Annotated in this window: 24 protein-coding genes; 17 read left to right on the top strand and 7 right to left on the bottom strand. The window is 66.3% G+C overall.

The features are described 5' to 3' along the window. Nucleotides 1–3 precede the first annotated feature (3 nt). From IPV08_RS17285 to IPV08_RS17295, 3 genes are read left to right on the top strand one after another with little or no spacing between them, the layout of a single operon-like run. Complete coding sequence (locus tag IPV08_RS17285) at nt 4–699, top strand: ABC transporter permease (RefSeq protein ID WP_207412775.1); 696 nt, start codon at nt 4–6, stop codon at nt 697–699. Continuing rightward, nucleotides 696–1,427, top strand: coding sequence for an ATP-binding cassette domain-containing protein (locus IPV08_RS17290; protein WP_207412776.1), 732 nt, complete (start codon nt 696–698; stop codon nt 1,425–1,427). Before IPV08_RS17285 ends, IPV08_RS17290 begins: the two co-directional genes overlap by 4 nt. Continuing rightward, nucleotides 1,400–2,236 carry a substrate-binding domain-containing protein gene (locus IPV08_RS17295; protein WP_207412777.1) on the top strand — a complete coding sequence of 279 codons (837 nt, stop codon included), beginning with the start codon at nt 1,400–1,402 and terminating at the stop codon, nt 2,234–2,236. The genes IPV08_RS17290 and IPV08_RS17295 overlap by 28 nt, the downstream gene beginning before the upstream one ends. A gap of 767 nt (nt 2,237–3,003) precedes the next feature. On the opposite strand, the gene IPV08_RS17300 is transcribed toward IPV08_RS17295, so the two are convergent. The 5 genes from IPV08_RS17300 to IPV08_RS17320 all read right to left on the bottom strand — a co-directional run bounded on the left by IPV08_RS17300 (nt 3,004) and on the right by IPV08_RS17320 (nt 8,733). Continuing rightward, nucleotides 3,004–3,705 (bottom strand): TerC family protein, encoded by a 702-nt coding sequence (locus IPV08_RS17300; RefSeq protein WP_207412778.1) that lies wholly within the window; start codon nt 3,703–3,705, stop codon nt 3,004–3,006. Nucleotides 3,706–3,868: 163 nt separating this feature from the next. After that, a complete protein-coding gene (glp, locus tag IPV08_RS17305; RefSeq protein WP_207412779.1) occupies nt 3,869–5,122 on the bottom strand; it encodes a gephyrin-like molybdotransferase Glp in 1,254 nt (417 codons plus the stop codon). Beyond that, complete coding sequence (gene mobB, locus IPV08_RS17310) at nt 5,106–5,660, bottom strand: molybdopterin-guanine dinucleotide biosynthesis protein B (protein WP_207412780.1); 555 nt, start codon at nt 5,658–5,660, stop codon at nt 5,106–5,108. Before mobB ends, glp begins: the two co-directional genes overlap by 17 nt. Continuing rightward, nucleotides 5,657–7,651, bottom strand: coding sequence for a molybdopterin biosynthesis protein (locus IPV08_RS17315; RefSeq protein ID WP_207412781.1), 1,995 nt, complete (start codon nt 7,649–7,651; stop codon nt 5,657–5,659). The genes mobB and IPV08_RS17315 overlap by 4 nt, the downstream gene beginning before the upstream one ends. Next, nucleotides 7,648–8,733, bottom strand: a complete 1,086-nt coding sequence (locus IPV08_RS17320; protein ID WP_207412782.1) for a molybdopterin-binding protein — start codon at nt 8,731–8,733, stop codon at nt 7,648–7,650. Before IPV08_RS17320 ends, IPV08_RS17315 begins: the two co-directional genes overlap by 4 nt. Nucleotides 8,734–8,951: 218 nt before the next feature. On the opposite strand from IPV08_RS17320, the gene IPV08_RS17325 reads away from it, so the two are divergent. Further along, a complete protein-coding gene (locus tag IPV08_RS17325; protein ID WP_207412823.1) occupies nt 8,952–10,214 on the top strand; it encodes a c-type cytochrome in 1,263 nt (420 codons plus the stop codon). A gap of 289 nt (nt 10,215–10,503) precedes the next feature. Here IPV08_RS17325 and IPV08_RS17330 read toward each other — a convergent pair whose 3' ends face one another. Beyond that, a complete protein-coding gene (locus IPV08_RS17330; protein WP_207412783.1) occupies nt 10,504–12,546 on the bottom strand; it encodes a 4Fe-4S dicluster domain-containing protein in 2,043 nt (680 codons plus the stop codon). 128 nt (nt 12,547–12,674) lie between these two features. Between IPV08_RS17330 and IPV08_RS17335 the strand changes: the two genes are divergently transcribed. The 12 genes from IPV08_RS17335 to IPV08_RS17390 all read left to right on the top strand — a co-directional run bounded on the left by IPV08_RS17335 (nt 12,675) and on the right by IPV08_RS17390 (nt 23,628). Next, nucleotides 12,675–13,403: a biotin/lipoate--protein ligase family protein gene (locus IPV08_RS17335; RefSeq protein WP_207412784.1), complete on the top strand. Its 729-nt coding sequence runs from the start codon at nt 12,675–12,677 to the stop codon at nt 13,401–13,403. 77 nt (nt 13,404–13,480) lie between these two features. Then, nucleotides 13,481–14,764: a porin gene (locus IPV08_RS17340; RefSeq protein WP_207412785.1), complete on the top strand. Its 1,284-nt coding sequence runs from the start codon at nt 13,481–13,483 to the stop codon at nt 14,762–14,764. Between the two features lie 151 nt (nt 14,765–14,915). Beyond that, nucleotides 14,916–15,494 (top strand): DUF6505 family protein, encoded by a 579-nt coding sequence (locus IPV08_RS17345; protein ID WP_056431027.1) that lies wholly within the window; start codon nt 14,916–14,918, stop codon nt 15,492–15,494. Next, complete coding sequence (locus IPV08_RS17350) at nt 15,491–16,501, top strand: DUF6352 family protein (RefSeq protein ID WP_207412786.1); 1,011 nt, start codon at nt 15,491–15,493, stop codon at nt 16,499–16,501. Before IPV08_RS17345 ends, IPV08_RS17350 begins: the two co-directional genes overlap by 4 nt. Beyond that, the gene (locus tag IPV08_RS17355) at nt 16,498–17,040 is read left to right on the top strand and encodes a DUF3305 domain-containing protein (protein WP_207412787.1); all 543 of its coding nucleotides are present in this window, start codon (nt 16,498–16,500) and stop codon (nt 17,038–17,040) included. The genes IPV08_RS17350 and IPV08_RS17355 overlap by 4 nt, the downstream gene beginning before the upstream one ends. Continuing rightward, nucleotides 17,037–17,711: a DUF3306 domain-containing protein gene (locus tag IPV08_RS17360; protein WP_207412788.1), complete on the top strand. Its 675-nt coding sequence runs from the start codon at nt 17,037–17,039 to the stop codon at nt 17,709–17,711. The genes IPV08_RS17355 and IPV08_RS17360 overlap by 4 nt, the downstream gene beginning before the upstream one ends. Before the next feature lie 95 nt (nt 17,712–17,806). Continuing rightward, complete coding sequence (locus IPV08_RS17365) at nt 17,807–18,454, top strand: molecular chaperone TorD family protein (protein ID WP_207412789.1); 648 nt, start codon at nt 17,807–17,809, stop codon at nt 18,452–18,454. A gap of 44 nt (nt 18,455–18,498) precedes the next feature. Then, nucleotides 18,499–18,723, top strand: a complete 225-nt coding sequence (locus IPV08_RS17370) for a formate dehydrogenase (protein WP_207412790.1) — start codon at nt 18,499–18,501, stop codon at nt 18,721–18,723. Between the two features lie 7 nt (nt 18,724–18,730). Next, nucleotides 18,731–21,673 (top strand): formate dehydrogenase subunit alpha, encoded by a 2,943-nt coding sequence (locus IPV08_RS17375; RefSeq protein ID WP_207412791.1) that lies wholly within the window; start codon nt 18,731–18,733, stop codon nt 21,671–21,673. A gap of 12 nt (nt 21,674–21,685) precedes the next feature. Beyond that, nucleotides 21,686–22,282, top strand: coding sequence for a formate dehydrogenase FDH3 subunit beta (fdh3B, locus tag IPV08_RS17380; RefSeq protein WP_056431009.1), 597 nt, complete (start codon nt 21,686–21,688; stop codon nt 22,280–22,282). A gap of 47 nt (nt 22,283–22,329) precedes the next feature. Continuing rightward, nucleotides 22,330–23,361 (top strand): formate dehydrogenase subunit gamma, encoded by a 1,032-nt coding sequence (locus IPV08_RS17385; protein ID WP_207412792.1) that lies wholly within the window; start codon nt 22,330–22,332, stop codon nt 23,359–23,361. Between the two features lie 63 nt (nt 23,362–23,424). Further along, complete coding sequence (locus IPV08_RS17390; RefSeq protein WP_207412793.1) at nt 23,425–23,628, top strand: hypothetical protein; 204 nt, start codon at nt 23,425–23,427, stop codon at nt 23,626–23,628. A 120-nt stretch (nt 23,629–23,748) separates the two neighbouring features. Here IPV08_RS17390 and moeB read toward each other — a convergent pair whose 3' ends face one another. After that, nucleotides 23,749–24,525: a molybdopterin-synthase adenylyltransferase MoeB gene (gene moeB, locus IPV08_RS17395; RefSeq protein ID WP_207412794.1), complete on the bottom strand. Its 777-nt coding sequence runs from the start codon at nt 24,523–24,525 to the stop codon at nt 23,749–23,751. A 112-nt stretch (nt 24,526–24,637) separates the two neighbouring features. Between moeB and dapE the strand changes: the two genes are divergently transcribed. Beyond that, complete coding sequence (gene dapE / locus IPV08_RS17400; protein ID WP_246748013.1) at nt 24,638–25,843, top strand: succinyl-diaminopimelate desuccinylase; 1,206 nt, start codon at nt 24,638–24,640, stop codon at nt 25,841–25,843. Nucleotides 25,844–25,847 lie beyond the last annotated feature (4 nt).

Below are 25,847 nucleotides of genomic sequence, written 5' to 3' on the forward strand. Positions count from 1 at the left end.
GCCATGCTTCAAACCCTCCAGGAGACGCTTTCGCGGCTCGCAGCCCTCGATCCAGCCGTAGTCGCCATCGCCGGCCTTTCGCTCCGCGTGAGCTTCTCGGCGGTCGGTCTTGGCACGTTGCTTGGAGTGCCGCTCGGTGCCCTTGTCGCCGTGTCTCAATTCCCGGGGCGAAGGCTCGTTGTGGGTCTGCTCAACGCAGCCATGGGCCTACCGCCGGTGGTTATCGGCCTTGTCCTGTACCTCATCCTGTCTCGTTCCGGCCCGTTCGGCGGTCTCGGTTTGCTCTTCACGCCGAGTGCGATGATCGCGGCACAGACCGTCCTGGTTGTCCCACTAATCGCTGCACTCACGCGCCAAATCGTGGCGGATGCGCAAGATCACCTTGGCGAGCAACTCAGCTCTCTTGGCCTCAATGGAGCACAGCGCGCCGCGATCCTGATCTTCGATACGCGCTTCTCGCTGGTGACAGCGCTTCTTGCCGCTTTCGGCCGTGCCATATCGGAAATTGGCGCCGTCCTTGTCGTCGGTGGGAACATCGACGGGCATACCCGTACCATGACCACGGCGATTTCCCTCGAAACGCAGAAGGGAGACCTTCCCCTTGCCCTGGCGCTCGGTGTCGTCCTCATCGCCGTCGTCATCGCCGTCAGTGCCGTTGCCTCGTTGCTCAGGTCTTACGCGATGCGGGCCTATGGATGAGCGCCGCACTTCCTCTTGTGATCGAAGGATTGTGCTACCGAGCCGGAAATATACCGATCCTCAACGGTGTCGATGTGGCGGTGACAGCGCCCGGCATCACGGCGATCATCGGTGCGAACGGTGCGGGAAAGACCGTGCTTTTGCGCCTCATTGATGGGTTGCTTGCGCCCACGAGCGGTACGATCAGCATCGGCGTATCTGCGCATCCTCGACCAAGTACCGCATTCGTCTTCCAGCGGCCCGGTCTCATCAGGGCGAGCGCCGCCGCGAACGTTTCGCTGGCTCTAGCGCCACTCAAGCTAAGCCGGCGCGAGCGACACGACCGTGTGCGGGCGGCACTGCATCACGTCGGACTTGCGGAGAAGGCCGGAGCACCTGCTACGCGGTTGTCGGGGGGCGAGCAGCAGCGGCTCGCCCTCGCGCGAGCTTGGGCAACAGCGCCCGATCTCCTCCTTCTCGATGAGCCCACCGCCAATCTCGATCCGGCCTCCTCTCACGCCATCGAGCATCTCGTCATGTCGATGGCCGAAGCCGGTACGAAGGTGGTCCTCGTTTCACACAACCTCGGCCAGGTCATGCGTCTCGCCGAAGATGTCGTCGTCCTTGCCGCTGGACTCGCCGTTGAGCACGGGCCTGTCCGCAGCACTCTCTCATCCCCACACTCGCCGCAGGCGCGAGCTTACCTCGCTGGAGAAATGCCATGGACCGCCTTCGCCGCTCTGCCCTGAGCCTCGGGCTCCTCATTGCCGTCCTTGGCCTGGCGACAGGCCCAGTTCTGGCCACCCCCCAGGAGACGATCACGGTGGCGTCCACCACGTCCACCGAGCAATCCGGCCTGTTCAAGGATTTGCTGCCGAAGTTCACGCTGGCCAGTGGGATTTCCGTGAAGGTCGTCGCCCTTGGCACCGGGCAGGCACTCGATGCCGCCCGACGCGGGGATGCCGACGTCGCCCTCGTCCACGACACCACCGCCGAGGAGAAATTCGTCAGCGAGGGATGGAGTACGAAGCGTTATCCCGTGATGTACAACGATTTCGTCCTCGTCGGCCCGAAGGACGATCCGGCCGGCGCGGCCGGCGCCAGCGTCGTCGAGGCCCTGCGAAAGATCGCCGCCGCCAAGGCATCCTTTGTCTCTCGCGGTGATCGCTCGGGCACCCATACCGCCGAGCTGCGCTACTGGAACGAAACCGGTCTCGATCTCGGCGCGGTACGCGGCGATTGGTACAAGGATGTGGGTCAGGGAATGGGGCCGGCGCTCAATACCGCATCGGCCTCCAATGCCTATCTGCTCACCGACCGGGGCATTTGGCTGTCATTTAAGAATCGTGGTGATCTCAAGATCTTGGTCGAAGGCGATAAGCGTCTTTTCAACCAATATGGCGTGATGCTCGTGAACCCCGAGAAGCATCCACATGTGAAGGCGAAGGCGGGACAGGCCTTCATCGACTGGCTCGTTTCCACCCCGGGGCAGAACGCCATCGCTGCATACCGGATCGGGGGGGAACAACTCTTCTTCCCTAACGCGGGAGCCAGATGAGCCTTGGCTCCTATCAAATGCGCAGTGCGATCGGTCGAACCGCCATTGCCCGGCCTTGACACCCCTCTCGGCCGTCGCACTTTCTCCTACTTAGTGTTTCGTCACGTATGCGACGGCTTGGCCTTGGGAGGGCCGTGACATGATGAGTTTCCGTATCGTAGCATTGTCCACCGCAGCGGGGACGGCGATGGCGTCTCTGCTGCCGGTCGTTGCCCTGGCTGAACCGACGGGCAAGCCCGCTAATATCTGTAAGGAACTCACAGCCTTCCTGCATGCGCCCGCTGGGGCGGCACCATCCGGTCAAGCTACGAGCCAGACTAGCACAGCGGTCACCGCACCCGGCTCCGGATCGCAGAAACCTTCTGGCAGTGAGACACAGAAGGATTCGGGCCTCAGCGGGCCGACCGCCCCGAATGGTCCTGGCGCGGCCGGCCCACAGGGAGCGACACAGAATGCCGCTGCGCCTTCGGGCGCATCGGCCCCAGCGCCCGCTGCCGCCCCCGCCGCACCACCGCCCAAGGCTGCGAGCACCGAGTTCATCGAGCAGGGCAATACCGCTGCGGCTGCCAATGACATTGCGGGTTGCCAGCGGGTCGCTCGGCAGATTCGCCGCGACGGGGTCGTCATGCCGCCCCCGCTAATGGCTCTGGCTGCCCTCGATCTCAAAATCCTCGAGACAGCGAACTGAGGTCACGCCAAACAGAATTTAGGAGCTTTGCGAGATGAGAGGCCCCCTGACAGGGGCCTCTTCTCGTTCGTGATGCGTCTCACAGATGGCCGTGGCCGGCGACTGTCCGAGCCGGTGCCGCGATGCGCTTCCAGGTGAAGGCCGCGGCGACGACGATGACGGCGCAGATCGCAGCCGCGATCTGATGGGCGTGGGGCACCGAGGCCACGTGTTCGGCAATGTAGGGGTCGGTGACGATCATTTCCCCGGCGATCCACCCGAGAAGCGCCGCGCCCGCCCAGATCACCAAGGGGAAGCGCTTCAGCAAAGTCGTGATCAGCGATGCGCCCGCGACGATGAGAGGGATCGAGAGCAGAAGACCGAAGACGAATAGCGACACCTCGCCCTTCGCAACGGCTGCGATGGCAACGACGTTGTCCAGGCTCATCACCGCATCAGCGATGGCGATGGTCCGTACCGCTTTCCATAAGGTTTTGCTGTCGCCGACGGCATGTGCCTCGTCATCCTCGCCGAGCGCGAGCTTCACCGCGATCCAAAGGAGAAGCAGCCCGCCACCGATCCGAAGGAACGGTACCGCCAGAAGATGAGTGATGATGACGGCGAAGAGGATGCGAAGCCCCACAGCCGTACCGGCCCCGAGAAGGATCCCGGTGCGCCGCTGCTCCGGGGGAAGGGATCGGCAGGCCATGGCGATGACGACCGCATTGTCGCCGGAAAGGAGCAGGTCGATCCAGACGATCTGCAGCACCGAGACGAGGAAGTGCGAGTCGAGGAAATCCATCGGCGCTTTCGATCAGGTCGGAGGGGCAGGGAGTCGGAGCGGGCGGCCCTCCGCTCGAAAGCGGGGAGCATGCGGTCTCGAAGGGCACCCGGCACATCGTACCGAAGCCCGTGCAATGCAAGCTTCAGTCACGCTTACGGGTATGAGGACAGGCGATTCCGCGTCAGTACAGCATCCTGTGCGGATATACCTCGATCGTATCGCCAGGCTCGATTCGGGTAATTTCGTTCGGGAGGCCAGCCAGTGCATCACTGCCGGTGAGTGACGAGAGGATACCGGCCCCATCGCGGGGGAATTTTACCGCTTCGAGCAGTCCATCGGCGGCGCGCTGCAGGCTTACCCGTATGAATTCCAGGCGGCCAGCCTTCTTGCGATAGGCAAAGGTGGAGAGGACGGGAATGCCCAATGGCGGAACGAAATCTTCTCCACCGAGCCGCGCCAGGAGCGGACGTACTACGAAGAGCAGGGTCACGTAGGCGGCGACGGGATTGCCCGGTAATCCCACGAAGGGTGTCCCCTGCACGAGGCCCATAGCCACCGGCCTGCCCGGCTTGATCCCAAGGCGCCAGAAAACGAGGCTGCCGACGGTCTCCACGGCCGGTTTCACGTGATCCTCCTCACCGGTGGAGACACCGCCGGATGTAAGAAGGAGATCATGGGCGGACGCCGCCTCCGTGAGGCGTGCCGCGAGAAGAGTTCGGTCATCGCGTAGGATGCCGAGGTCGCTCACCTCGGTGCCGAAGCGTTTCAGCAGGGCGACCAGCATCACCCGGTTGGAATCGTGGATGGCCCCCTGCGGCAGGGCGCCCCCCGGCTCGGCCAGTTCATCGCCGGTAGAGAACACCGCCACCTTCAGGCTTTTCCGGACGGTCAGATGCGGGCGGCCTATGGCGGCGGCGAGCCCGATATCCTGCGGGCGGAGTCGACGGCCGGCTGTGACGATCGTCGTGCCTTTTGCGACATCCTCTCCGGCGAGCCGCCGGTTCGATCCGCGCTTCAGACCGGGGGGTAGGACCACCTCGGTGCCCTCGACCGTCACGTCCTCCTGCATGAAGACCGTGTCGGCGCCGTCCGGCATTCTGGCGCCAGTGAAGATGCGGACCGCGCTCGGCCCGCTTCCCATCTCCAGACCGGCTTGGCCGGCGGCGATCCGGCCTTCCAAGGGCAGCCGCGTTTCGCCGTTGGGAGCGAGGTCGGTGTGGCGCAACGCGTAGCCGTCGACGGCGGAATTATCGAATGGCGGCAAGTCGATACCGGCGATGACGTCCTCCGCCGCGATGCGTCCGTCCGCCTCGTTAAGCGGTACGGTCTCGATCCCGGCGACCACCGGAAGGCGCTCGGCGATCAGCGCCAGGGCGTCGTCCACGCTCATGAGCTGCCCGCCGAAGGCGAAGCAATCGTCAGTCAGCTGCGCCATGGCCTCCGAGCCTGTTCAGGACGACCTCGATCGGCTCCGCCATGACCGCCACGAGACCGGCGATTCCACCGACATTGTCGAGGCCTATCACCGGAATCCGAGCGTCGGGGAATTCCGCATCCGTCGCAACGGCGACGATGTACTCGTCCTGCGGATGAAGCGGTGGACGGCCGTTGGCGTTCCGATGAATCTCGATCTTGAGATGCCCCTCGCGCTTGAATCCTTCGACCAGCACGAGGTCGCAGGGGCTGAGACGGCGCAGCAGATCGGCCAAGCTCGCCTCGGCGCCGTCGCGCACTTCGTGCATCTGCACCCACCGGGCCGCCGACGAGATCAGCACTTCGGATGCGCCAGCCTGCCGGTGCCGGTGGGAATCCTTGCCCGGCTGGTCCACGTCGAAGGCGTGGTGCGCGTGCTTGATCGTCGAGACCGTGAAGCCGCGGGCGATCAGTTCGGGAATGAGCTTGGTGAGAAGTGTGGTCTTGCCCGCCCCGCTCCAGCCGGCGAGGCCGATGACCCGCATGGTCCGGTCCGTCATGGCTGGGCCTCCGGCAAGGAAAATCCGAGCTCGGCGAGAAGCGCCCCCGTTTCCCGCTCGGCGAGCAGCGCGAGGAAGGCGGCGAGAGCCGGCTCCTGCGCCCGATCTTCGGCATAGGCGAAATCGTAATGCTCGCTCACCAGCGGTATGAAGCCGAGGCCATAGGCGCCCGCGACGCTCTCGATGGCGACACCCCAATCGGCTCGGCCTTGGGCCACGGCGGCGGCCACGGCGTTGTGCGAACGTGGCTGGTTCCAGTAGCCGGGAGGGCGCGCCCCGTTCAGAAGCCCGTCGATGAGGAGGCGCGTCCCCGAGCCGGTGTTGCGGCTCACCATGATGGCGTCCGGGTCGAGGAGGAGCGCCGCGACGGCACCCGCCGCGCCGCGTTCCGCGAACCGGCTGTCGCCGGGGCGGAACACCAATCCCTGCATCCGCGTCCAGCCCTCGGCGAGGCGCAAGGCTGGGGTCAGGAAGGGCGCATTGTAGCGGCCGGTCGTGGGATCGAAGAGATGCATCGAGGCGATCTCGCACTCGCCCCGCTTCATGGCGGCGAGCCCTCCTGAGGACCCGACCCAGATGGTGCGGGCCCGGATGCCGCGCTCGGCCAGGCGTCCGACGACGGCATCGAGCCCGACGCAATGGCTGCCGACGATGGTGAGGTCGGGGGCGCGGGTGCCCGCGCCTATTCGAGAGAGGCGCACCGGCTCGCCGGCGTCCAGCCCGGCGCGCGCGGCGGGAATCGCGAAGAAGCCGTCGGCCTGCGAGAAGGCCGTCACCGAGCCGGAACCCTTGGACAGCGGAACGGCGACCGGAGCGTCCCGCCCATGGGCAAGGGAGGCCATCACGAATTCCATGCGCCCGAGTTCTGAGGGGATGCGCCGGGGCAGCACAGCTTCGACGCTCTCTTCCTCGCGCGGGGGAAGCCCGGCCAGCGAGCGGATCAGGGGCACGACGAATTCGTGGAAGGTGAACATCGCCGAGGTCGGGAAACCGGGCAGGACGACGATGGCCTTGCCCTGTGCCTTGGCGAGGCAGAGGGGCTTGCCGGGCTTGAGCGCGACGCCGTGGACGAGGATACCCGGCTCGCCCAGGCGGGAGAGGATGCGGTGGGACACGTCACCCGCCCCCTTTGACGTCCCTCCCGACAGGACGACGACGTCGCACTCCGAAAGCGCCGCGCGGATGGCGCTTTCGAGAGCGGCCTCATCGTCCGCGACGATGCCGAAGGGCACGGGTTCGCCGCCATTCTCGGTGACCGAAGCGGAGACGATGGCGCCGTTCGAATCGTAAATGCCGGCTGCCGGCAGGGGTTGGCCCGGTGGCGACAACTCGTCGCCGGTGGAGAGCACGGCGACCCTCGGCCGGCGCACCATCTCGACCGCATCGAGGCCGCAGGCGGCCAGCATGCCGATCTCGCGCGCGGTGATGACGGTGCCCTTGCGGAGAACGGTCTCGCCGCGCGCCATGTCCGACCCGGCATAACCGACGAACTGTCCGTGCGCGGCCGCCCGGTCGAGATCGATCGCCATCGATCCTTCGCTGGACGCGATCTCGGTCGCCTCCACCATCACCACCGCGTCGGCGCCGCGTGGAATCATGCCGCCCGTGGCGATGGTCGTCGCCGTGCCGGGCTCCACCGCCAATCGGGGAGCGACGCCGCAGGCGAGGATTTCGTGGTTGAGTCCGAGCCGGGCCGGTTCGGCCTCGCTCGCGCCGAGCGTGTCGGAGGAGCGGAGTGCGAACCCGTCGACGAGGGCTCGGTCGAAGGGAGGCACGTCGATGGGCGAGGCCACGTCCCGCGCCAGCGCGCGGCCGAGCGTTGCGGCGAGCGGCACACTCTCGGATGGCAGCGCCACATGCGGCACCGCCGCGCGAAACCGCGATGCGGCCTCGTCTCGGCTGACCACATGAAGAAACTGCTCCTGACGGGCCGCGCGCGACAGCCTCGCCAGGAAATCCTCGTTCGACTCCGATGCGTCGAGACGCTTCACAGGGGCATGACCTCGATCCACTCCCCCTCGGGATAGCCTTCCCGCTCCGGCGGTACCAGAACCGCGCCCCAGGCGTGGATCAACCGTCGCAGCGGCAGATCCGCTCCGCCGAGAGGTTCCACCCGGTCATTCTTCAGCCCGATAAAGACGATGTCGCTCATTCCAATGGTCGAGGACATCTTGCGGGCGAGACGCCCCTTGGCCCTGCCGGGGAGGCTCGCTCCGGAGAGCCTCGCCAGTAGGGGACGCCCTAGGGCAACGAATGTCGCGAGGGCAGCGTCAGGCCTGCCCGGCAGGAGCAGGACCGGGACAGACGCGATCGAGCCAAAACCGGCGCTGTCTCCCGGACGAAGCGCGATGCCATGCGCGCCGAGCCGGCCCCGCAATGCCAGGGCCTCGGCGCTGTGGTCATTGCGGCCGAAACCGGTGCCGCCGACGACGAACACCGCGTCCGCCCCTGGGACGAGCAGCGCATCGGCGATGGACTCTCTTTCGCGGAAGCATCGGCTCGACGTCACCCGAACGCCCGCCTTCCTCGCCAAAGCCGCGATGGTGGATGCGGAATGGCCCCCGATATCGAGGATGTGAACATGCGGCACGCGGACTGCGACTATGTCGATCCCGCTGGCACCGAGAGCGAGAGCACCGAGCGGCGTCAGCCGTTCCCCGTATCGCGCCAGAACGTCTCCCCGGGCGATCTCCTGGCCGGAGCCCGCCACACTTCCGCCCGGTGCCGCATCCGCCACGATGTCCCCGTCGGTGTCGATCGCGTCAGGCGGCAGGACCGTATCGGTGCCCGGCGGCATCGCATCGCCCGTGTCCAGCCAGGGTGGAGGCGAGAGCGGCGTGACCGGCGCATAGGCCGAGGCACCCGTCACAGTGCTGCCGGCCACGGCCCAGCCGTCCCGCAGCGCGCGCGGACGCGTGGGTAGGTCGGCGGGGGCCACGACATCCGCCGCGAGAACGGAGCAGATCGCATCGCCCACCGGCACGACAATGGCGCTTACGGGCTCGGCGACCAGAAGCTGCGCCAAGGCGTCGTCGAGGGGCATCAAGGCCGAAGTCGCGGACCGGATCGACATGCGCCGTGACGGATGCGGCATTGCGAGCGGGTGAGCAAGCCCGCCTGCGGCGCATCAGCCGAGTGGTAGCCGGAAGGGAAGACAGGTTGAGTCGCCGCGTCTAATTCTCAACGTCCTCGATCCCCTAAGAGAGCGACGGCGTGGCGCGGATATCAGGGTTGTCGGTTCGACCTCGGTTCTCTCGACAGACGATCCGCCGCGTCTGGCCGATCTGCGCGATGCTCCTCGTCCTCTCCGCACCGCTTCCGGGCTCAGCGCAGCTTCGCGGTCATGGTGGTCCGGTGCGGGCGCTGGCGATTGCCCCGGATGGACGCCTCGCGATTTCCGGCGGGTTCGACCATTCCGGCATTCTGTGGGCGATCGACCAAGGGACGGCCCTCTCGGTCCTTCGATTTCACGACGGTGCGGTGAATGCCGTTGCAGCCCTCGATGGCGGCCGCTTCGTCACGGCCAGCGAGGACGGGCGCATCGCCCTCTGGCAGGCCGGACGCCCGGAGCCCGTCGAGATCTTTTCCGACCATGCCGGACCCATCGCGGCCCTCGCGGTCTCGCCGGACGGGGCGAGCCTCGCCTCCGCTTCCTGGGATGGCACCGCGCATATCCGGTTCCTCGCCGGCGGGCCGGTTCGGGTGCTGCGGGGACATGCGGGCAACGTCAACGCCGTCGCCTTCCTGCCCGATGGCAGATTGGTCACCGGGAGCTACGACGCCACACTTCGAGTCTGGTCCCTCGCCGAGACCGACGAGCCACCGCGCATCGTTCAACTCCCATCGCCGGTGAACAGCGTGGCCGTGGCCGGGGAGGGCGAGATCGTCGCCGCCGGTGCGGATAGCGTGGTCCGCTTCCTGTCCGCCGACGGCACCATCCGCGCGTCGGTCGACCTCGCGACCAACCCTGTCATCGGTCTCGCTTTGTCTCCAGACGGGCGGCGGGTCGCCGCTGCCACGGTGGCCGGCACCGTGGCCATGATCGACCGTCGCGCGGCCAAGGTGGCGTTCAGCCTCGTGGGGCCGGGACTGCCCGTCTGGTCGCTTGCCTTCCGGCCGGACGGAACCGAATTGCTGACCGGGGGCGGGGACAGGCTGGTCCGTCGATGGAATGCCGGGACGGGCGAACCCATCGGCTCGCTGTCGATGCCGCGGCCGGTGGATTCGCTGGCGGCCTTCAAGGGCGATCACGGGGCCGAGGTATTTCGCGCCTGCGTCGCCTGCCATACCCTGACGCCGGAGGACGGCACGCGAGCCGGCCCTACCTTGAGCGGCGTGTTCGGTCGGCGCGTCGCCACCGCCGAGGGATACACGTTCTCGCAGGCCCTGAAGGGCCTCGACATCGTCTGGGATGCGCGGACCATCTCGAAACTGTTCGAGATCGGCCCATCCCGCTACACGCCCGGCACCAAGATGCCCGAGCAGACGATCAACAACCCGGACGACCGCGAGGCCCTGGTGCGTTTCCTCGAGAGGGCGACGAAGACGCCGTGATCAAAACGGGAGTGAGAGGCATCATGAATCTTCCCGTCTCGGTAGGTTCTTGCCCGGAGCAAGACGGTGCAGCGGGCTATTTGTAAGACACTTTTTGAATTGGTTTTCCAATGCTTTACCTCTTCCTGAGGTGCTGCCTAGCGGCCTCGAAGGAGCGCTCCAGAACCCACTGAGTGAACTGGAGGGCTCCTTCGAGGCCCGCTGACGCGGGCATCTCAGGATGAGGTGACTGGATGGGATGATCGACTCTGGCAGGAGCATCCGCTGGGAAATCCGGCCAAACCGGTTCTCAGGCGCCGCCGCTCCCGCTCGTTTCCCGCGCCCGGAAGTAATCCTCGGAGGTTCTCGGCTTCGACCGCTCCGGCACCGTATGCGGGTCGAAAGCCTCGTTCACGACGACTTCGACGCGGCAGGTGTCGCACATCATCAGGGTACGGATCCTGGCCTCGCCGGCACTGCCTCTGAACATCCAGTGGCGGCCCTGAAGCTTCTCGATGACCCGCTCGATGCTGCTGCGTGTGCCGAAGGGCTTGCCACAGGAGACACAATCGAACGGCTCTTCCTCCTTGACGATACGGCGCGGCTGGCTCCAGGCGGCGAAATCCACCTGCGGCTTCAGAGAGATGACATCTTCCGGGCAGGTGGCGGCGCAGAGCCCGCATTGCACGCAGAGACTTTCCTCGAATGCCAGCAGCGGCCGGTCCTGGCTGTCACTGAGGGCATGGGTCGGGCAGGTGCCGACACAGGCGAGGCACAGGGTGCAATCCTCGGTGCGGAAGTCGAGACCGCCGAACGGCGAACCGGCTTCCAAGGGGACGACTGCGACAGGGGCTGGGGCGGCGACATGCATCTCGCGGAAGGCGAATTGCAGGACGTTGCGCTTGGGGCCGACCGGCATGAAGGCCGCGGGCACCGGCGCGGCTGTGCCGAGATTTCCGGTCGTCAGCGCGGAGCCCAGCTTGTCTGGATCGTCGGTCTCGATGAGCGAGACGACGGGCGTCCCATCGGCCGAACCGTAGCCCAGCGCTCCAGCGAGGGTATCGGCAAGATGAGCCATCCGGCGTAGAGCCGCGATGTCGTGCTTGGGACGGTCACGGACGAGGAGGCGAATGCCCACGGCGCCGTAGGCCAGGAGCGCCGCGGCGGCCTCCGGGCCGAGTTGCGTGACCTCGTTGACGGCGACAGGAAGCACGTTGGCCGGCAGGCCGTCGCCGTAGCGGGCCAGCGCCTCGATCAGGGGCTCGCCGTGCTCGGAATCGTGGAACAGCACCACGCCGTTCCGTCCCCCGCCCTCGTGATACGCACGCATCAGGGTCCGCAGGCGGCGCATCAGCCCGTCGGCGGCGGGCAGGGCGTAGGCCGCCGCACCGGTGGGGCACACGGAGGCGCAAGATCCGCAGCCGGCGCAGATATAGGGATCGATGGCGACGTGATCGCCTGCGGGCGCGATGGCGCCGGTCGGGCAGACTTCGAGGCAGCGCGTGCAGCCGGTGATGCGTGAGCGCGAATGCGCGCAGAGATCGGCCTGGAAATCGATGAAGCGCGCCTTCTCGAACTCGCCGACGAGGTGGGAGATCGTGAAGATCGCCCGCTCCACGGCGGCCGGGTCACCGGGATCCGCCCGGACATAGCCGCTGCGCAGGTCATGCGCGGGAAAGAGCGGCGTGCCCCCCGTCAGGTCGAGCACCACGTCGCAGGTGGAGGTGGCGCCGTTGCGCGACGGGCCGAAGGACAGGGATTGACGGGATGAGGGGCTCGGCACCGCGTAATCGTCGATGCGCAGGGAGAACGCCCCGAGATGCCCGCTCGCCGAAACGACACTGCCCTGGAGCACGGGAAACTCGTGCCGGCGCGGCACCGGTACATCGCGCGGTCGGCTCAGCAGAACCGTCACGTCGAGATGGTCGGCGAGCCGCCGCCCGGCCTCGATGGCGACTTCGTCGCGTCCGTAGATGAGGGCGACGCCCTGGCTCACCATCGCGACGGTGCCCGGCGCGGGCGTCGTCTCGGCCGCGGCGGCCAGCAGTGCCGCGATCTTCGGTCCGGCCGCATCGGCATCCCTCGACCAGCCCGCGTTCTCGCGGATATTGGCATAGGTCACGCGGGCTTCCGCCCCGGCCCCGGCGGCGATGTCGGTGAAGAGGGGGGCCTGCAGCGTGCACGAGACGGTGACGGGCGCGCCCTGTGCCAGCGCGTCCTCGAACCGGGCGATCTCACGCCCGCACAGTTGATCGGCGGTCTCCAGGCGGCCACCGCACGCCTTGCCGATCGCCTGCCCGTCGAGGGCGACGGTCTCATCGCAGGAGCACGCGAACACGATCCGGTCGGACAATGATTTACCCCGAACGTTTGGTCACAGCGGCGAGGGTACCAGCCCACTCGCGCTCAGGTTGGTGCATCGTATACTATAACGGCTCGAAACTAGGACCCGACATACGGGCGCAGGTAGAACCGAAACGCATGGCGCCGAGCTCCAACGACCCGGACCTGATCCTGCCGCCCGTCTTTTCTCTCGCAATCTCAGCCGGGCCGGCGAGCGCGTTCGACGAAGCCCGCGACGCGGCCGCATCCGGCGGCCGGACCGGGCGTCTCGTCTGGCGAAAGAACGCGGAACTGCTCGACTTTGCGGTGATCCTGGAGCCGGACGAGCCCCTCGCCACGGCGCGCCGCGCCGTCTTCGCCGGCATGGTGGCGCTTGCCGAGGCCATCGGCGCCCATGGGCCGCCCGAGGTCCCGGTGACGTTCGGCTGGCCGGATACGCTCCGCTTCGACGGCGCGCGCCTCGGCGGCGGGCGTCTCGGATGGCCGGAAACCTGCGGCGAGGGCGACGTGCCGGACTGGCTCGTCTTCTCCGCCACGATCATCGCCTCGAAGGCACGGGCCGGCGATCCGGGCCTGACGCCGGATTCGACCTCCCTCGAAAACGAGGGTTTCAATTTCGAGGATGGCCACGGAATCCTCGTGGAGAGCTTCGCCCGTCATCTCATGAAGACCTTCGCCATTTGGGAGGAAGACGGGTTCGCGGGGATCGAACGACGCTATCTCTGGCGGCTCGCCGAGGGTGGCCCGGTGGCACGGATCGATGCTGGCGGCGACCTGATCGGCGGCGACGGCGATCGCCGCGATCTCGTCGAAGCCCTGGCCGCGATGCGCTGGGGCGATCCGCAGACGGGCGAGCCTCATCTGTGAATGTGGCGATGCCCGGAATGTGGGAATGTCGGTCGATATCGCCCGCGGTTAGGGCGTTCCCCAGTGAGAAGACATCATTGAGAACCCGCATCGCCTGCCTCGCTGCGCTGGCCGCACTTCTATCCCTGCCGGGTGGGCTTCGGGCTGAGGAGGCTCCGAGGGGCCCGGCCATCGAGGCGAAGGGCATGCCCGGCCCCTATGGCGAGCGGCTCACCATCGACGACAAGGGCATCACCCTGACCTTTCCCGACGATGCCGCGACATTGCGCATCGGCGGCCGGCTCCACCTCGATTTCGGTGCGGCCGGCATCCGCCAATCGGGCTTCGGCAATCCGTTCAGCGACAATATCGCGGTGCGCCGCTCATGGATCGAGACCACTCTGAGCCTCGGCAAGGATGTCGGCCTCGGATTTCAATACGATTTCGCCGATCCGGTGACGCCGATCAACGATGCGGTCCTGGTCTATCGCGGTGTGCCGGACATGCTCTTCAGCATCGGCAACGAGAAGGAGCCGTTCGGCCTCGACCAGCTCGCTTCCAACAACAACATTCTCTTCACCGAGCGGGCCCTGTCCGACGCCTTCGTTCCGGCGCGGAACTTCGGCTTCGCCCTGGGGAGGCACGGCAAGGATTGGAGCGTCGTCACCGGCATCTTCGGCGGCAACGCCAATACCGGTATCGGCAGCGAGGGCTTGGCCTCGACGAGCCGGGTGACCTACGCGCCGATCAACGATGAGAAACGGACGCTCCATCTCGGCCTCGCCGGGAGCTACCGCAGCCTGCCGCGCGACGAGAGCCCCCTCTCGCTCTCGAGCCGATCCGAAGCGTTCCTCTACGCGAGGAGGTTCGTCGATACCGGCGATATCCGCGATGCGGCGAGCATCGCCCGCCTCGGTGCGGAACTGGCCTATCGCTCCGGTCCGCTGCTGGTGAGCGCGGAATACACGCGAACCGAGATCGGCCGGCTCGATGGCGGATCGCCGCTAAGCTTCCAGGGGGGATACGTCCAGGCGAGCTGGGTGCTCAACGGCGACAATCGGGCCTATCGCATGGCGCCCGACTTCAATGGCACCGGCTATGCGGTCTTCGGCGGCGTCAAAGTCGCAGAAGCGCAGCGCATCACCCGTGGCGGTTTCGGCGTCTTCGAACTCGGCCTGCGGTTCTCGGCCATCGATCTCGACGATGGCGGCGTGCGCGGCGGCATCGAGCGGGACGGCACGGTGGGCCTATCCTGGTATCCCGATACCAACATCCGCATCATGGCCGATTACGTCCGGTCCCACACCTCTCCCTCCGCGCTTCAGAACGGACGGACGATCGACGCCGATACGTTCATCGGCCGGTTTCAATTGTATTGGTGAAGGGCGTCTCGCCCAGTCGTGAGCAATTTCCGCGAGCCGACCCCAGATACGTACCGTGGACGCCGGACAGGTGCCTCGAACACGAAGGTCTTCGCCACCACCTCTCGGCCGGTTCGGGTGGTGACGATGGAATGAACAGGCGAAGGCCTCGATGAGCAGTCTCAAACTTCCCCGGACGATCCGCCTCGATCCGTCCGATACCTTCGTCTTCGCGAAGGCGGCCGAGCCCGGCGAATGGGCCGTCACGGGCTCGTTCCTGTTCTGGGATGCCGACGTTCCGCTTCTCGAAGGTAAGGACCGTACGGCGTTTCGCTCCGGGTTCCTTGGGGTGACCTCCCTCGGCTTCTCGACCCTGGCAGTGGTCAGCGAGGCGACGATGGCCGAGCGGGACAAAGCGGTCGAGCAGCTGGCGCATCACCTTTGCGAGCGCCTCGGCGCGCCTACCCTCGATGTGGCCCGCATCGCGGCCGACGAGGAGATCGCCTTCGCCGCCACCCTGTGTCAGCCGGCGGTGGGAAGCGTGATCGCGCTGCATCGGACCTTCGAGGACGGTGCGATCCGCGAAGCGTTCCGCACGCTGCATCAGCGTGGTCCGGGCGTCGCCGGGGCGGACAAGTTGCATGCCCATGCCAGGGCCTTCACCTTCGAGGAGACCGATGACGAACCCGAGGAACGGGCGGACCTCATCGGCATGGCCAACGCACCTGTTTCCGGGAATGACGGACGATGACCGAGTTCTGGGTCTCCAGCGGACACCACCTCGCCGGGCGCACGGAAGGGGGCGGCCTTGCCGTCACCGACGAGTTGATCCTCGCCTATCTCGCACGGCCCGAGCTCGTGCCGCCCGACGAAGCCTGCATGGCGGAGCGGGCGCTCCACCGCAGCCTCGTGACGGCGCCGCGCCGGCCGGTCTCCCCCGGTGAGATCGCCGCGATGGCGGATGCCGATGCGCGCGAGAACTGGACCATGATGCTCGCCTTCCGCGACCGATTGATGGCCGCGCAGTCGGTGGAGGCGGCCTATCTCGACCTCGTTCGCAGGGGGCTGAACGGCACGCCGCCGATCTTCCTCAATCAATTGGCGCATCTCATCCTGCGTAATGCCCTCGATGGCTGCGATGACCCCTACACGCTCCGCGCCGGCGAACTCTTCTTCCGGCCGCAGCGCGTCTCCTTCGTCGATGGTGCGGCGTTCCTGGCCGATGCCGAGGTGATCGAGGCGCGGGAGATCGGGGCCGCGCAGTCGCCCCTCGTCGCCATGCTGGGCAAGGAGCCGGCGAATGAGCTCGACGTGCTCACGGACGAGACGGCTTGGACCTATTGGAGCCGCTCCGACGCGTTCACCATGGCGCTCAACCTCGGGAGCAACCCGAAGAGCCGCGACGGTCTGGCGCGCGCCATCGAGGCCTGGGTACGACACCTTCTGCATGTGGAGGCGAAAGTGGAGCCGATCGCCTCCATGGACGATCCGGACTGGCGCTGGTTCGTCGGGCTCGACGCTCAAGCGACCCGAATCGGCAACGCCCTCTGGAACGGCGAGACCCTGGACGAAGCGAGCCGCATGCGCATCCTGGCCCTGTTTCGCCTCACCTTCGCCGACGACCGGCGGATCGACCCGCGCGCGGCGGGCCGGCCGGTCTATCTCCTGATGGCCATGGACCCCGACAAGCGCCTTTTTCTCAAACCTCAGAACCTCATGGCTGGATTGCCGCTCGCCGACGGCGCGGAGGCCGCATGACCGAAGAGAATCCGACCCCTCTACCGACGCCGCCCGATGACCGTTTCGACGTCGGGATCATTGTCGTCAAACGGGCCTTGAAGAGCCGTTGGACAAGCCATGCCTGGCTACCGGTCGCGGCCCTTCCGGCGATCCCGGCCGCCTCGCCCTGGACCGTGCTGTCGTCAACGCCGGAGGAGGAAACCTTCTATGCCGGCGCCTACGAGGTCTCGCTCCACCCCGCCGAGACGTCGCATTACCGCGACAACCTGATCTCGGGCCGGCCCTCGCTCTGGGTCGCCCTGCGGCAGATCGCGGAGGGCAGCTACGAAGTCGCCAATGTGACGGCCGATCCCTATGAGGGCGAATCCATGGCCGAGGGTATCGGCGAGGTGGTCGAGGCGGTGCCGATGCCGCTGGAGGTGCAGGCCAAGGTCCTGGCTTTCTTCGAGGCCTTCCACGTCGAACAGGTGTTCCACAAGCGTAAGCGCGACCGTGCCGATCCCGAGGCCCTGGCGCGACAGGGGACCGGTACGCGCAGACGGGGGGACGAGGGATGAGCGGCGGCGATTTCTTTTCCCGCTGGTCGAAGCGCAAGCGGGCTGTCGTCCGCGAGAACCCGCCCGCGACCGTGCCGGTTGGAAGCGAGGCGGTCGCGGGCGAAGCGGTCGAGAGCGAGGCGGCGCCTCTCGCGGGAGAACTCTCCGAGGGTGAGACCCTGTCGCCCGAGGAACTCGCCAAGTTGCCCTCCCTGGACAGCCTGACGGCACAGACCGACCTGACCCAGTTCCTTCGGGCTGGCGTTCCGATGGTGATGCGCAAGGCGGCTTTGCGCCGGATGTGGTCCCTCGACACCAACATCCGCGACTATGTCAGCGAGGCGCGGGAATACGCCTATGACTGGAATGCGGTGGGCGGTGTGCCGGGAAACGGCCCGCTTCTGCCCACAGACGACATCAAGGCCATGCTGCGGGACATCTTCGACGGGACGCCCGACTTGAACGTCGATCCTGAGCAGGAAAGCGAAGAGGCCACGCTGATCGAAGCGGAGGAGCTGGCGGAGGAATCCGAACCGGTGAAAACCGAAGAGACGGATCGGGGCAGTGAAGAACCGGGTCTCACTGTCGTGCAGGTTGACGAGCCAAGCTTGGCCTTGTCGCCGCCACGTTCTGCCCCCGTGGATACGGCTACGCCGAGGCCGCGACGACATGGCAGCGCCATCCCACTTTGAGCAATTAAAAACTACGTTGCGCACGTCCCATTCCGCGGTATTGTGGACGAAGTGAATTCACTTCGCCCGCGATCGGGTCGCGGTTTGAGGATGGTATGCGTTCGGTTGAGTTGTTGCGCGAAGACGAAGCGAAACTCGCTTCCGGCGCGCCCGGCATGACGCAGCCGGTCGTCGACGACGTCGATTTTCTGCGCGCTCATCTCTACGATCTCCTCGCGGCCCTAACCGGCCGAGTCCCGTCCGATGATATCCTGTCGCTTCTTGCCGGCTCGGGTGGCGATGAGACTCCCCTGGGCAAGGCGAGCTCCGCCCTCGCTCGCGAAGCGGCCGGTGCGGATCTGGCCAAGGTCGGGCGCGAGTATTTCGGTCTCTTCGTCGGCGTCGGACGCGGCGAAGTCGTGCCGCACGCTTCCTACTACCTGACCGGCTTTCTCAACGAGCGCCCGCTGGCGCGCATCCGCCAGGATCTGGCCCGGCTCGGCATCGAAGCCTCGGGCGGCATGAGCGAGCCGGAAGACCATGTGGCGATGCTGCTCGAGACCATGGCGGGTCTCGTCTCGGGCCGTTTCGAGACGGGAGCCGGCGAGGACCGCGTCTTCTTCGAGCGGCATCTAAAGCCCTGGGCCGGGCGTTTGTTCGACGATGTGGCGGCCAATACCCGTTCGTCTTTCTACCGTGCCGTGGGCGACCTCGGCCGGACGTTCATCGACATCGAGACCCGGGCTTACGCGCTCGACGCGTGAGGCGGGAATCATTGAAACATCGGTCGCATTCAGGAGTGACGAGCATGCGGGACGATCGAAAGGACGAGATGGGACGGCGCCATTTCTTCCGCGCCCTCGGCGGCGGATCGGTGGCGGCCGCTGCCGTGATCACGGCCCAGCCGATGATTGCGACGCCCGCGCAGGCTTACGACCCCGGCGCGGATGAGACGAAGGCCCGCTACCGCGAGTCCGACCACGTCAAGGCGTTCTACCGCACCAACGGCTACGAGACCCTGAAGAAGAATTGAGGGCGCCATGCTGATCAAGCGCAAGACAGGCGGCCCGGGCCGCACCTTCCATCAGGCCGTCACCATCGGCGAGACGCCGAAGGCCCTCGACCGTCGCGCCTTCCTGCGCAATTCCGGCCTCGTCGCCGGAGGGCTCGCGGCCGCCGGCTCGATCCAGCTCGGCTCGGTCCGCAAGGCCCAGGCGGCGGGCGCCTCCGCGATCGGCCCCGAGGTGACGATCAAGAAGAACATCTGCACCCATTGCTCGGTGGGTTGCACGGTGACGGCGGAGGTCGTGAACGGCGTCTGGGTCGGCCAGGAGCCCTCCTTCAGCAGCCCGATCAACCGGGGTACCCATTGCGCCAAGGGCGCGGCGATCCGCGAGCTCGTCTCCAGCGACCGCCGCCTGAAATATCCGATGAAGATGGTCGACGGGCAGTGGACCCGCATCTCCTGGGATCAGGCCATCGATGAGATCGGCGACAAGATCACCGGCCTGCGGGACAAATACGGCCCCGATTCCGTCTACTGGCTCGGCTCCGCCAAATTCACCAACGAGGCCGCCTACGTCCTGCGTAAGTTCGGCGCCTTCTGGGGTACCAACTCGGTCGATCACCAGGCGCGGATCTGCCATTCGACCACGGTGGCAGGCGTTGCCAATACCTGGGGCTACGGCGCTCAGACCAATTCCTACAACGACATCCGCAACGCCAAGACGATGATCATTCTCGGCGGAAACCCCGCCGAAGCGCATCCGGTCTCCCTTCAGCACCTGCTGTCCGGCAAGGAGATCAACCGCGCGAACATGATCGTCATCGATCCGCGCTTCACCCGCACGGCCGCCCACGCCACGGAATATGTCCGCATCCGTTCCGGCACCGACATCCCGGTGGTCTGGGGCATCCTCTGGCACGTGTTCCAGAATGGCTGGGAGGACAAGGAGTTCATCAGCCAGCGCGTCTACGCCATGGACGACGTCCGCAAGGAAGTCGCCAAGTGGAATCCCGCGGAGGTCGAGCGTGTTTCCGGGGTGCCCGGCGAGCAGCTGCGCCGCGTGGCCGAGAAGTTCGCCAAGGAGAAGCCCGCCACCTTGATCTGGTGCATGGGCGCAACCCAGCACACGGTGGGCACCGCCAACGTCCGTGCGCTCTGCATCCTGTGTCTCGCCACGGGCAATGTCGGCAAGCCAGGCACGGGCGCGAACATCTTCCGCGGCCACACCAACGTACAGGGGGCCACCGATTTGGGCCTCGATGTGACGTCGCTGCCGCTCTATTACGGTCTCGTCGAAGGGGCCTGGAAGCACTGGGCGCGCGTCTGGGACGTGGAATACGACTGGCTCCAGTCGCGATTCGACGAGGTGCCGGCCAAGGGCGGCCGGAAGGCCCGTACGCGCAAGGAGAGCATGGAATTACCCGGCATCACCTCCACGAGGTGGTTCGACGGCGTGAATCTGCCCGAAGAACAGGTGGACCAGCGCACCGGCATCAAGGCGATGATGGTGTTCGGCCATGGCGGCAACACCGTCACCCGCCTGCCGGAGGCGGTGAAAGGCCTGACCAAGCTCGACCTCCTCGTAGTGGCGGATCCGCATCCCACTACCTTCGCCGCCCTCGATGCGCGGCGCGACAACACCTACCTCCTGCCGATCTGCACCTCGCTGGAGATGGATGGCAGCCGCACGGCCTCGAACCGCTCGCTCCAATGGGGCGAGCAGATCGTGAAACCCGCCTTCGAATCGAAGAACGATTACGAGGTCATCTATCGCTTGGCGGCGAAGCTCGGCTTCGCCGACAAGATGTTCAAGAACATCAAGGTCGTGGACGCGGTGCCGGACGCGGAGGATATCCTGCGGGAGATCAACCGCGGCGGCTGGTCGACGGGCTATTGCGGCCAGAGCCCGGAACGCCTGAAGGCGCATATGCGCAACCAGGCCAAGTTCGATCTGGTGACGCTGCGGGCGCCCAAGGACGACCCTGAAGTGGGCGGCGACTATTACGGCCTGCCCTGGCCGTGCTGGGGCAAGCCGGAGCTCCGCCATCCGGGAACGCATATCCTCTACAACACCAACCTCCACATCAAGGACGGTGGCGGAACGTTCCGGGCCCGCTTCGGCACCGAGCGTAACGGCGTGACCCTGCTGGCGGAGGATTCCTTTGCCAAGGGCTCCGAGCTCACCGACGGCTACCCCGAATTCACCATGGCGGTGTTCAAGAAGCTCGGCTGGGACAAGGACCTGACCGCCGAGGAAATGGCGACCATCACCAAGATCGGTGGGGCCAACATCGATACGGTGAGCTGGGCGACCGACCTGTCGGGCGGTATCCAGCGCGTCTGCCTCGACCACGGCGTCACGCCCTACGGCAACGGCAAGGCCCGGGCGAATGCCTGGAACCTGCCCGACCCCGTGCCGGTGCACCGCGAGCCCATCTATACCCCGCGTCCCGATCTCGTGGCCCAGTACCCGACTCGCCCCGACGAACGTCAGCTGCGCATGCCGAATATCGGCTTCTCGGTGCAGAAGGCGGCGGTCGATCGCGGCATCGCCAAGGACTTCCCGATCATCCTCACCTCCGGCCGTCTCGTGGAATACGAGGGCGGCGGCGAGGAGACGCGCTCGAACCCGTGGCTCGCCGAGTTGCAGCAGGACATGTTCGTCGAGATCAACACCGGCGATGCCACCGATCGCGGCATCAAGGACGGTCAGTTCGTCTGGGTCTCCGGCCCCGAGAACAACGCCAAGGCCAAGGTCAAGGCGCTGGTGACGGACCGGGTCGGCAAGGGCGTCGCCTTCATGCCGTTCCACTTCTCCGGCTGGTACCAGGGCGACGACATGCGGAAATTCTATCCGCACGGCACCGACCCCGTGGTGCTGGGCGAGAGCTCCAACAACACGACGACCTATGGCTTCGATCCTGTGACGGGCATGCAGGAGACGAAGTGCACCCTGTGTCAGATCCGGGCCGTTTGAGGGATAATCGCCATGGCTCGCATGAAATTCCTCTGCGACGCGGACCGCTGCATCGAGTGCAACGCCTGCGTCACCGCCTGCAAGAACGAGCACGAGGTGCCGTGGGGCATCAACCGCCGGCGTGTCGTCACGCTCAATGACGGCAAGCCCGGCGAGCGCTCGGTCTCCATGGCCTGCATGCACTGCACCGACGCGCCCTGCGCGGCGGTCTGCCCGGTGAATTGCTTCTACACCACGGCCGACGCGGTGGTGCTGCATTCGAAGGACATCTGCATCGGCTGCGGATACTGCTTCTACGCCTGTCCGTTCGGCGCGCCGCAATATCCGAAGGTCGGCAACTTCGGTTCGCGCGGCAAGATGGACAAGTGCACCTACTGCGCCGGCGGTCCCGAATCCGATCTCTCCACCATCGAGTACGAGAAATACGGTTCGAACCGTCTTGCCGAGGGCAAGCTGCCGCTCTGCGCCGAGATGTGCTCGACCAAGGCGTTGCTGGCGGGTGACGGTGAGATGATCGCCCAGATCTACAAGCAGCGCGTGATCAAGCGCGGCTACGGCTCCGGCGCCTGGGGCTGGAAGACCGCCTATCGCGAAACCGTCGCCATCTAGGCGACGGATTGGACTGCCGGGGTCGAGACTTCAGGAAGGAAACGCCGATGCGGCGGACACTGACGACTTTCAGGACGCTGGTCGCAGCGACCATCCTCACGGCGGCTGTCGGCGCCTCGTCGACCTCCTTCGCGCAGCAGACGCGCGACGGACTGAACCCGACCGGGCAGAACCCGACGGCTGAATCCGTCAACGAGGATTTCCTGTTCAAGCAGGACCCGAAGATCACCGGCCGCATCAGCATCCCCGACGGCAAGGCGGCGCACCTGATCCAGCCCGCCGGCCGCGACTACCGTGATTTCCGGGAACGGTGGCTGCCCTGGCTCAGCGCGCTCGCCGTCCTTGGCGCCGTCGCGCTTCTCGGCCTGTTCTACTTCTTCCGGGGCCGTATTCTGATGGAGCCCGGTCCCGATACGGGCCGCAAGATCCTGCGCTTCAACGGGTTCGAGCGGTTCGCGCACTGGATGACGTCGAGCTGCTTCATCATCCTGGCCCTGTCCGGCCTGAACTACATCTTCGGCAAGCGCCTGTTGATGCCGCTCATCGGTGCGGATGCGTTCGGCGTGGTGGCGCAATACGCGAAGTTCAGCCACATCTACCTCGCGTGGCCGTTCATGATCGGCGTCGCGCTGATGCTGGTGCTCTGGCTGAAGGACAACATCCCGAACAAGATCGACATTGCCTGGATCAAGGCCTTCGGCGGCTTCATCGGCAACAAGCATCCCAGCGCTGGCCGTTTCAACGCAGGCCAGAAGATGGTGTTCTGGATGGTGATCGGCTTCGGCACGGCCATGAGCGTCACCGGCCTGATGATGATCTTTCCCTTCGCCCTCACCGACATCACCGGAATGCAGCTGATGCAGGTGATCCACGCCCTCATCGGCATCGCCTTCATCGCCGGCATCCTCGCCCATATCTACATCGGTACCCTCGGAATGGAGGGCGCCTACGACGCGATGGGCAGCGGCAAAGTCGATCTCGGCTGGGCCAAGGTCCACCACGACCTCTGGGTCGAGGAAGAGCAGGCCAAGAACGCCAGCGGCCCCCAGCTAGGGCGCCATCAGGTGCCTGCCGAGTAACCTGACGGACTAATACAGGCGTTCGGCGACCGGAGCCGGCATGTCGAGGATCGGACAACGTCCATGAAAGCTTTCATCATCGCCCTCGTCGTCGCCGTCGCCCTCGGCACGCTGGCCGCCATGCTTCTCAACCAGCAGCAGCGCTTCGCCTACCAGGCCTTCACGACCTCCGGCACGCGGGTTTCCGACCCGGCGGGGCACAGCAATCTCGTCGGGCCGCATTGGAACGGCGTCACGCCCGATCCGGAGAAGCCCTCTAAATCCTGAATTCCGGAATCTCACGGAACGCTCACGACGTGGGTTCAGGGGCACGAAAGCAGCCCCGCTTGCCGGATGCGCGGTACCGTATTCGGTGGACAATGGGCCGCGAAAGCGACTTTCCGGTCCTTAAACCGCCGATCCGTTCAACGAATTGCCTTCGTCCCAACCATAGCCGAGCGTCTCGAACCGCATGGATCGGGCATCGACCATGAGCAGCCGTCCCACCAGCGGCTCGCCGAAATCCGCAACCGCGCGGATCACTTCCATCGCCATCAGAGATCCCATCACCCCGGCCAGAGCGCCGAGCACACCGGCCTCGGCGCAGGCGGGCACGCTGCCAGGGGGAGGCGGGTTCGGGAACAGGCAGCGATAGGTTGGATTCGGGCGGCCGTCCGGTCCAGTCTCATGGGCGCGGATCGTCGTCAGTGTGCCGTCGAACTGCCCGAGGGCGGCCGTGACGAGCGGACGCTTGGCGTGGAAACAGGCATCGGAGACGGCATAGCGGGTCGCGAAATTGTCCGACCCATCGGCGACGATATCGTATCGGCCGATCAACGCGACGGCATTGTCGACGTCGATCCGCATGAGATGCGGTTCGATCCGCACATGCGGGTTGAGACGCGCCACGGCATCGGCGGCGCTGGCGATCTTCGGACGGCCGATATCGGGCGTGCCGTGAATGACCTGCCGCTGCAGATTGGAGAGCGAGACCGTGTCGTCGTCGACGATGCCGATCGTGCCGATGCCGGCCGCTGCCAGATACTGGATCAGCGGAGCGCCGAGCCCGCCGGCGCCGATGACGAGCACCCGCGCCGCCTGCAAACGCGCTTGTCCCGGTCCTCCGACCTCACGCAGGACGAGGTGGCGGGCGTAGCGTTCGACTTCGTCGCTGGAGAAGGCCATCCCGGTGAGATAGCCCTTGCGGCGAAGCGCCGAAAGGCCATCGGGACGGTATTTGCGTCCCGATGCCGTGCCGCTTATTCGCGACGGTGGAATGTCCCATCTCGACGAGACGATGCCCGTGTCCTCTCCCGTTATCGCCGATCACTCGCCGCTGGCCCTCGCCCAGGCCCTCATCCGCTGCCCGTCGGTGACGCCAGAGGAAGGCGGTGCCCTGCAATGGCTCGGTGGCGTCCTGGAGAAGGCAGGTTTCACCGTCGAGCGCCCACGCTTCTCGGAGCCGGGAACGCCCGATATCGACAATCTCTACGCGCGGATCGGGACAGGCAGTCCCTATCTCCTTTTCGCGGGCCATACCGACGTCGTCCCGCCCGGCTCCGTCGAAGCGTGGCGGCACGGGCCGTTCGACGGCGCGGTAGCGGACGGCATGCTCTACGGCCGCGGCGCGGTCGATATGAAGGGCGGTATCGCCTGTATGCTCTCGGCAGCGCTTGCTTTCGTCGCCGAGCGAGGAGGGGCGTTCAACGGCTCCATCGGGTTCCTCATCACAGGCGACGAGGAGGGGCCAGCCATCAACGGCACGGTGAAGCTCCTCGAATGGGTGAAGGGGCGGGGCGAGCGATTCGACCATTGCCTTCTGGGTGAGCCTACCAACCCGGCGCGCCTCGGCGAGATGATCAAGATCGGTCGGCGCGGGTCTCTCACCGGCAAGCTCGTCGTCCATGGCCGCCAGGGCCACGTGGCCTACCCCCACAAGGCCGAGAACCCCATCCCCGGCCTGCTGCGCCTCGCCTCTGCCCTTCTCGCCGAGCCACTCGATGGCGGCACCGCGCATTTCGATGCGTCGAACCTCGAATTCACCACCATCGATGTCGGCAATCCGGCCACCAATGTCATCCCGGCCGATGCCCGCGCGACGTTCAACATTCGCTTCAACGAGGGTTGGGCGGCGGAAACCCTGGGTGCCGAGATCCAACGGCGGCTGGAGGCGGCCGCCGGCAACACCGACCGGTTCACCCTGGACCTTCAGCCCTCGAACTCCCCGGCCTTCCTCACCGCGCCGGACGCGTTCACGGACCTCGTGGTCGAGGCGATCGAGACCGAGACCGGGCTGCGCCCCATCCTGTCCACCACCGGGGGCACATCGGATGCCCGTTTCATCAAGGATGCCTGTCCGGTCATCGAGTTCGGCCTCGTGGGTGAGACCATGCACCAGACCGACGAATGCGTGGCTATCGCCGATCTGGATCGGCTGACCGCGATCTATGGGCGGGTGCTGGCGGCTTACTTCGGGGAAACAGCGAACCCAGCCAAGGCCTGATGGG

The sequence above is a fragment of the Methylobacterium sp. SD274 genome (assembly GCF_017355285.1).
In the GTDB taxonomy this organism is placed as follows: domain Bacteria; phylum Pseudomonadota; class Alphaproteobacteria; order Rhizobiales; family Beijerinckiaceae; genus Methylobacterium.

Coding starts and splice junctions, on each gene's coding strand:
- moeB (WP_207412794.1), bottom strand. CDS start 24,525: ATGGCCTTCTCCAGCGACGAAGTCGAACGCTACGCCCGCCACCTCGTC.
- IPV08_RS17370 (WP_207412790.1), top strand. CDS start 18,499: ATGCGGGACGATCGAAAGGACGAGATGGGACGGCGCCATTTCTTCCGC.
- IPV08_RS17390 (WP_207412793.1), top strand. CDS start 23,425: ATGAAAGCTTTCATCATCGCCCTCGTCGTCGCCGTCGCCCTCGGCACG.
- fdh3B (WP_056431009.1), top strand. CDS start 21,686: ATGGCTCGCATGAAATTCCTCTGCGACGCGGACCGCTGCATCGAGTGC.
- IPV08_RS17385 (WP_207412792.1), top strand. CDS start 22,330: ATGCGGCGGACACTGACGACTTTCAGGACGCTGGTCGCAGCGACCATC.
- IPV08_RS17285 (WP_207412775.1), top strand. CDS start 4: ATGCTTCAAACCCTCCAGGAGACGCTTTCGCGGCTCGCAGCCCTCGAT.
- IPV08_RS17375 (WP_207412791.1), top strand. CDS start 18,731: ATGCTGATCAAGCGCAAGACAGGCGGCCCGGGCCGCACCTTCCATCAG.
- IPV08_RS17325 (WP_207412823.1), top strand. CDS start 8,952: ATGCTCCTCGTCCTCTCCGCACCGCTTCCGGGCTCAGCGCAGCTTCGC.
- glp (WP_207412779.1), bottom strand. CDS start 5,122: ATGGCGCAGCTGACTGACGATTGCTTCGCCTTCGGCGGGCAGCTCATG.
- dapE (WP_246748013.1), top strand. CDS start 24,638: ATGCCCGTGTCCTCTCCCGTTATCGCCGATCACTCGCCGCTGGCCCTC.
- IPV08_RS17320 (WP_207412782.1), bottom strand. CDS start 8,733: ATGTCGATCCGGTCCGCGACTTCGGCCTTGATGCCCCTCGACGACGCC.
- IPV08_RS17365 (WP_207412789.1), top strand. CDS start 17,807: ATGCGTTCGGTTGAGTTGTTGCGCGAAGACGAAGCGAAACTCGCTTCC.
- IPV08_RS17360 (WP_207412788.1), top strand. CDS start 17,037: ATGAGCGGCGGCGATTTCTTTTCCCGCTGGTCGAAGCGCAAGCGGGCT.
- IPV08_RS17335 (WP_207412784.1), top strand. CDS start 12,675: ATGGCGCCGAGCTCCAACGACCCGGACCTGATCCTGCCGCCCGTCTTT.
- IPV08_RS17290 (WP_207412776.1), top strand. CDS start 696: ATGAGCGCCGCACTTCCTCTTGTGATCGAAGGATTGTGCTACCGAGCC.
- IPV08_RS17350 (WP_207412786.1), top strand. CDS start 15,491: ATGACCGAGTTCTGGGTCTCCAGCGGACACCACCTCGCCGGGCGCACG.
- IPV08_RS17295 (WP_207412777.1), top strand. CDS start 1,400: ATGGACCGCCTTCGCCGCTCTGCCCTGAGCCTCGGGCTCCTCATTGCC.
- IPV08_RS17345 (WP_056431027.1), top strand. CDS start 14,916: ATGAGCAGTCTCAAACTTCCCCGGACGATCCGCCTCGATCCGTCCGAT.
- IPV08_RS17300 (WP_207412778.1), bottom strand. CDS start 3,705: ATGGATTTCCTCGACTCGCACTTCCTCGTCTCGGTGCTGCAGATCGTC.
- mobB (WP_207412780.1), bottom strand. CDS start 5,660: ATGACGGACCGGACCATGCGGGTCATCGGCCTCGCCGGCTGGAGCGGG.
- IPV08_RS17355 (WP_207412787.1), top strand. CDS start 16,498: ATGACCGAAGAGAATCCGACCCCTCTACCGACGCCGCCCGATGACCGT.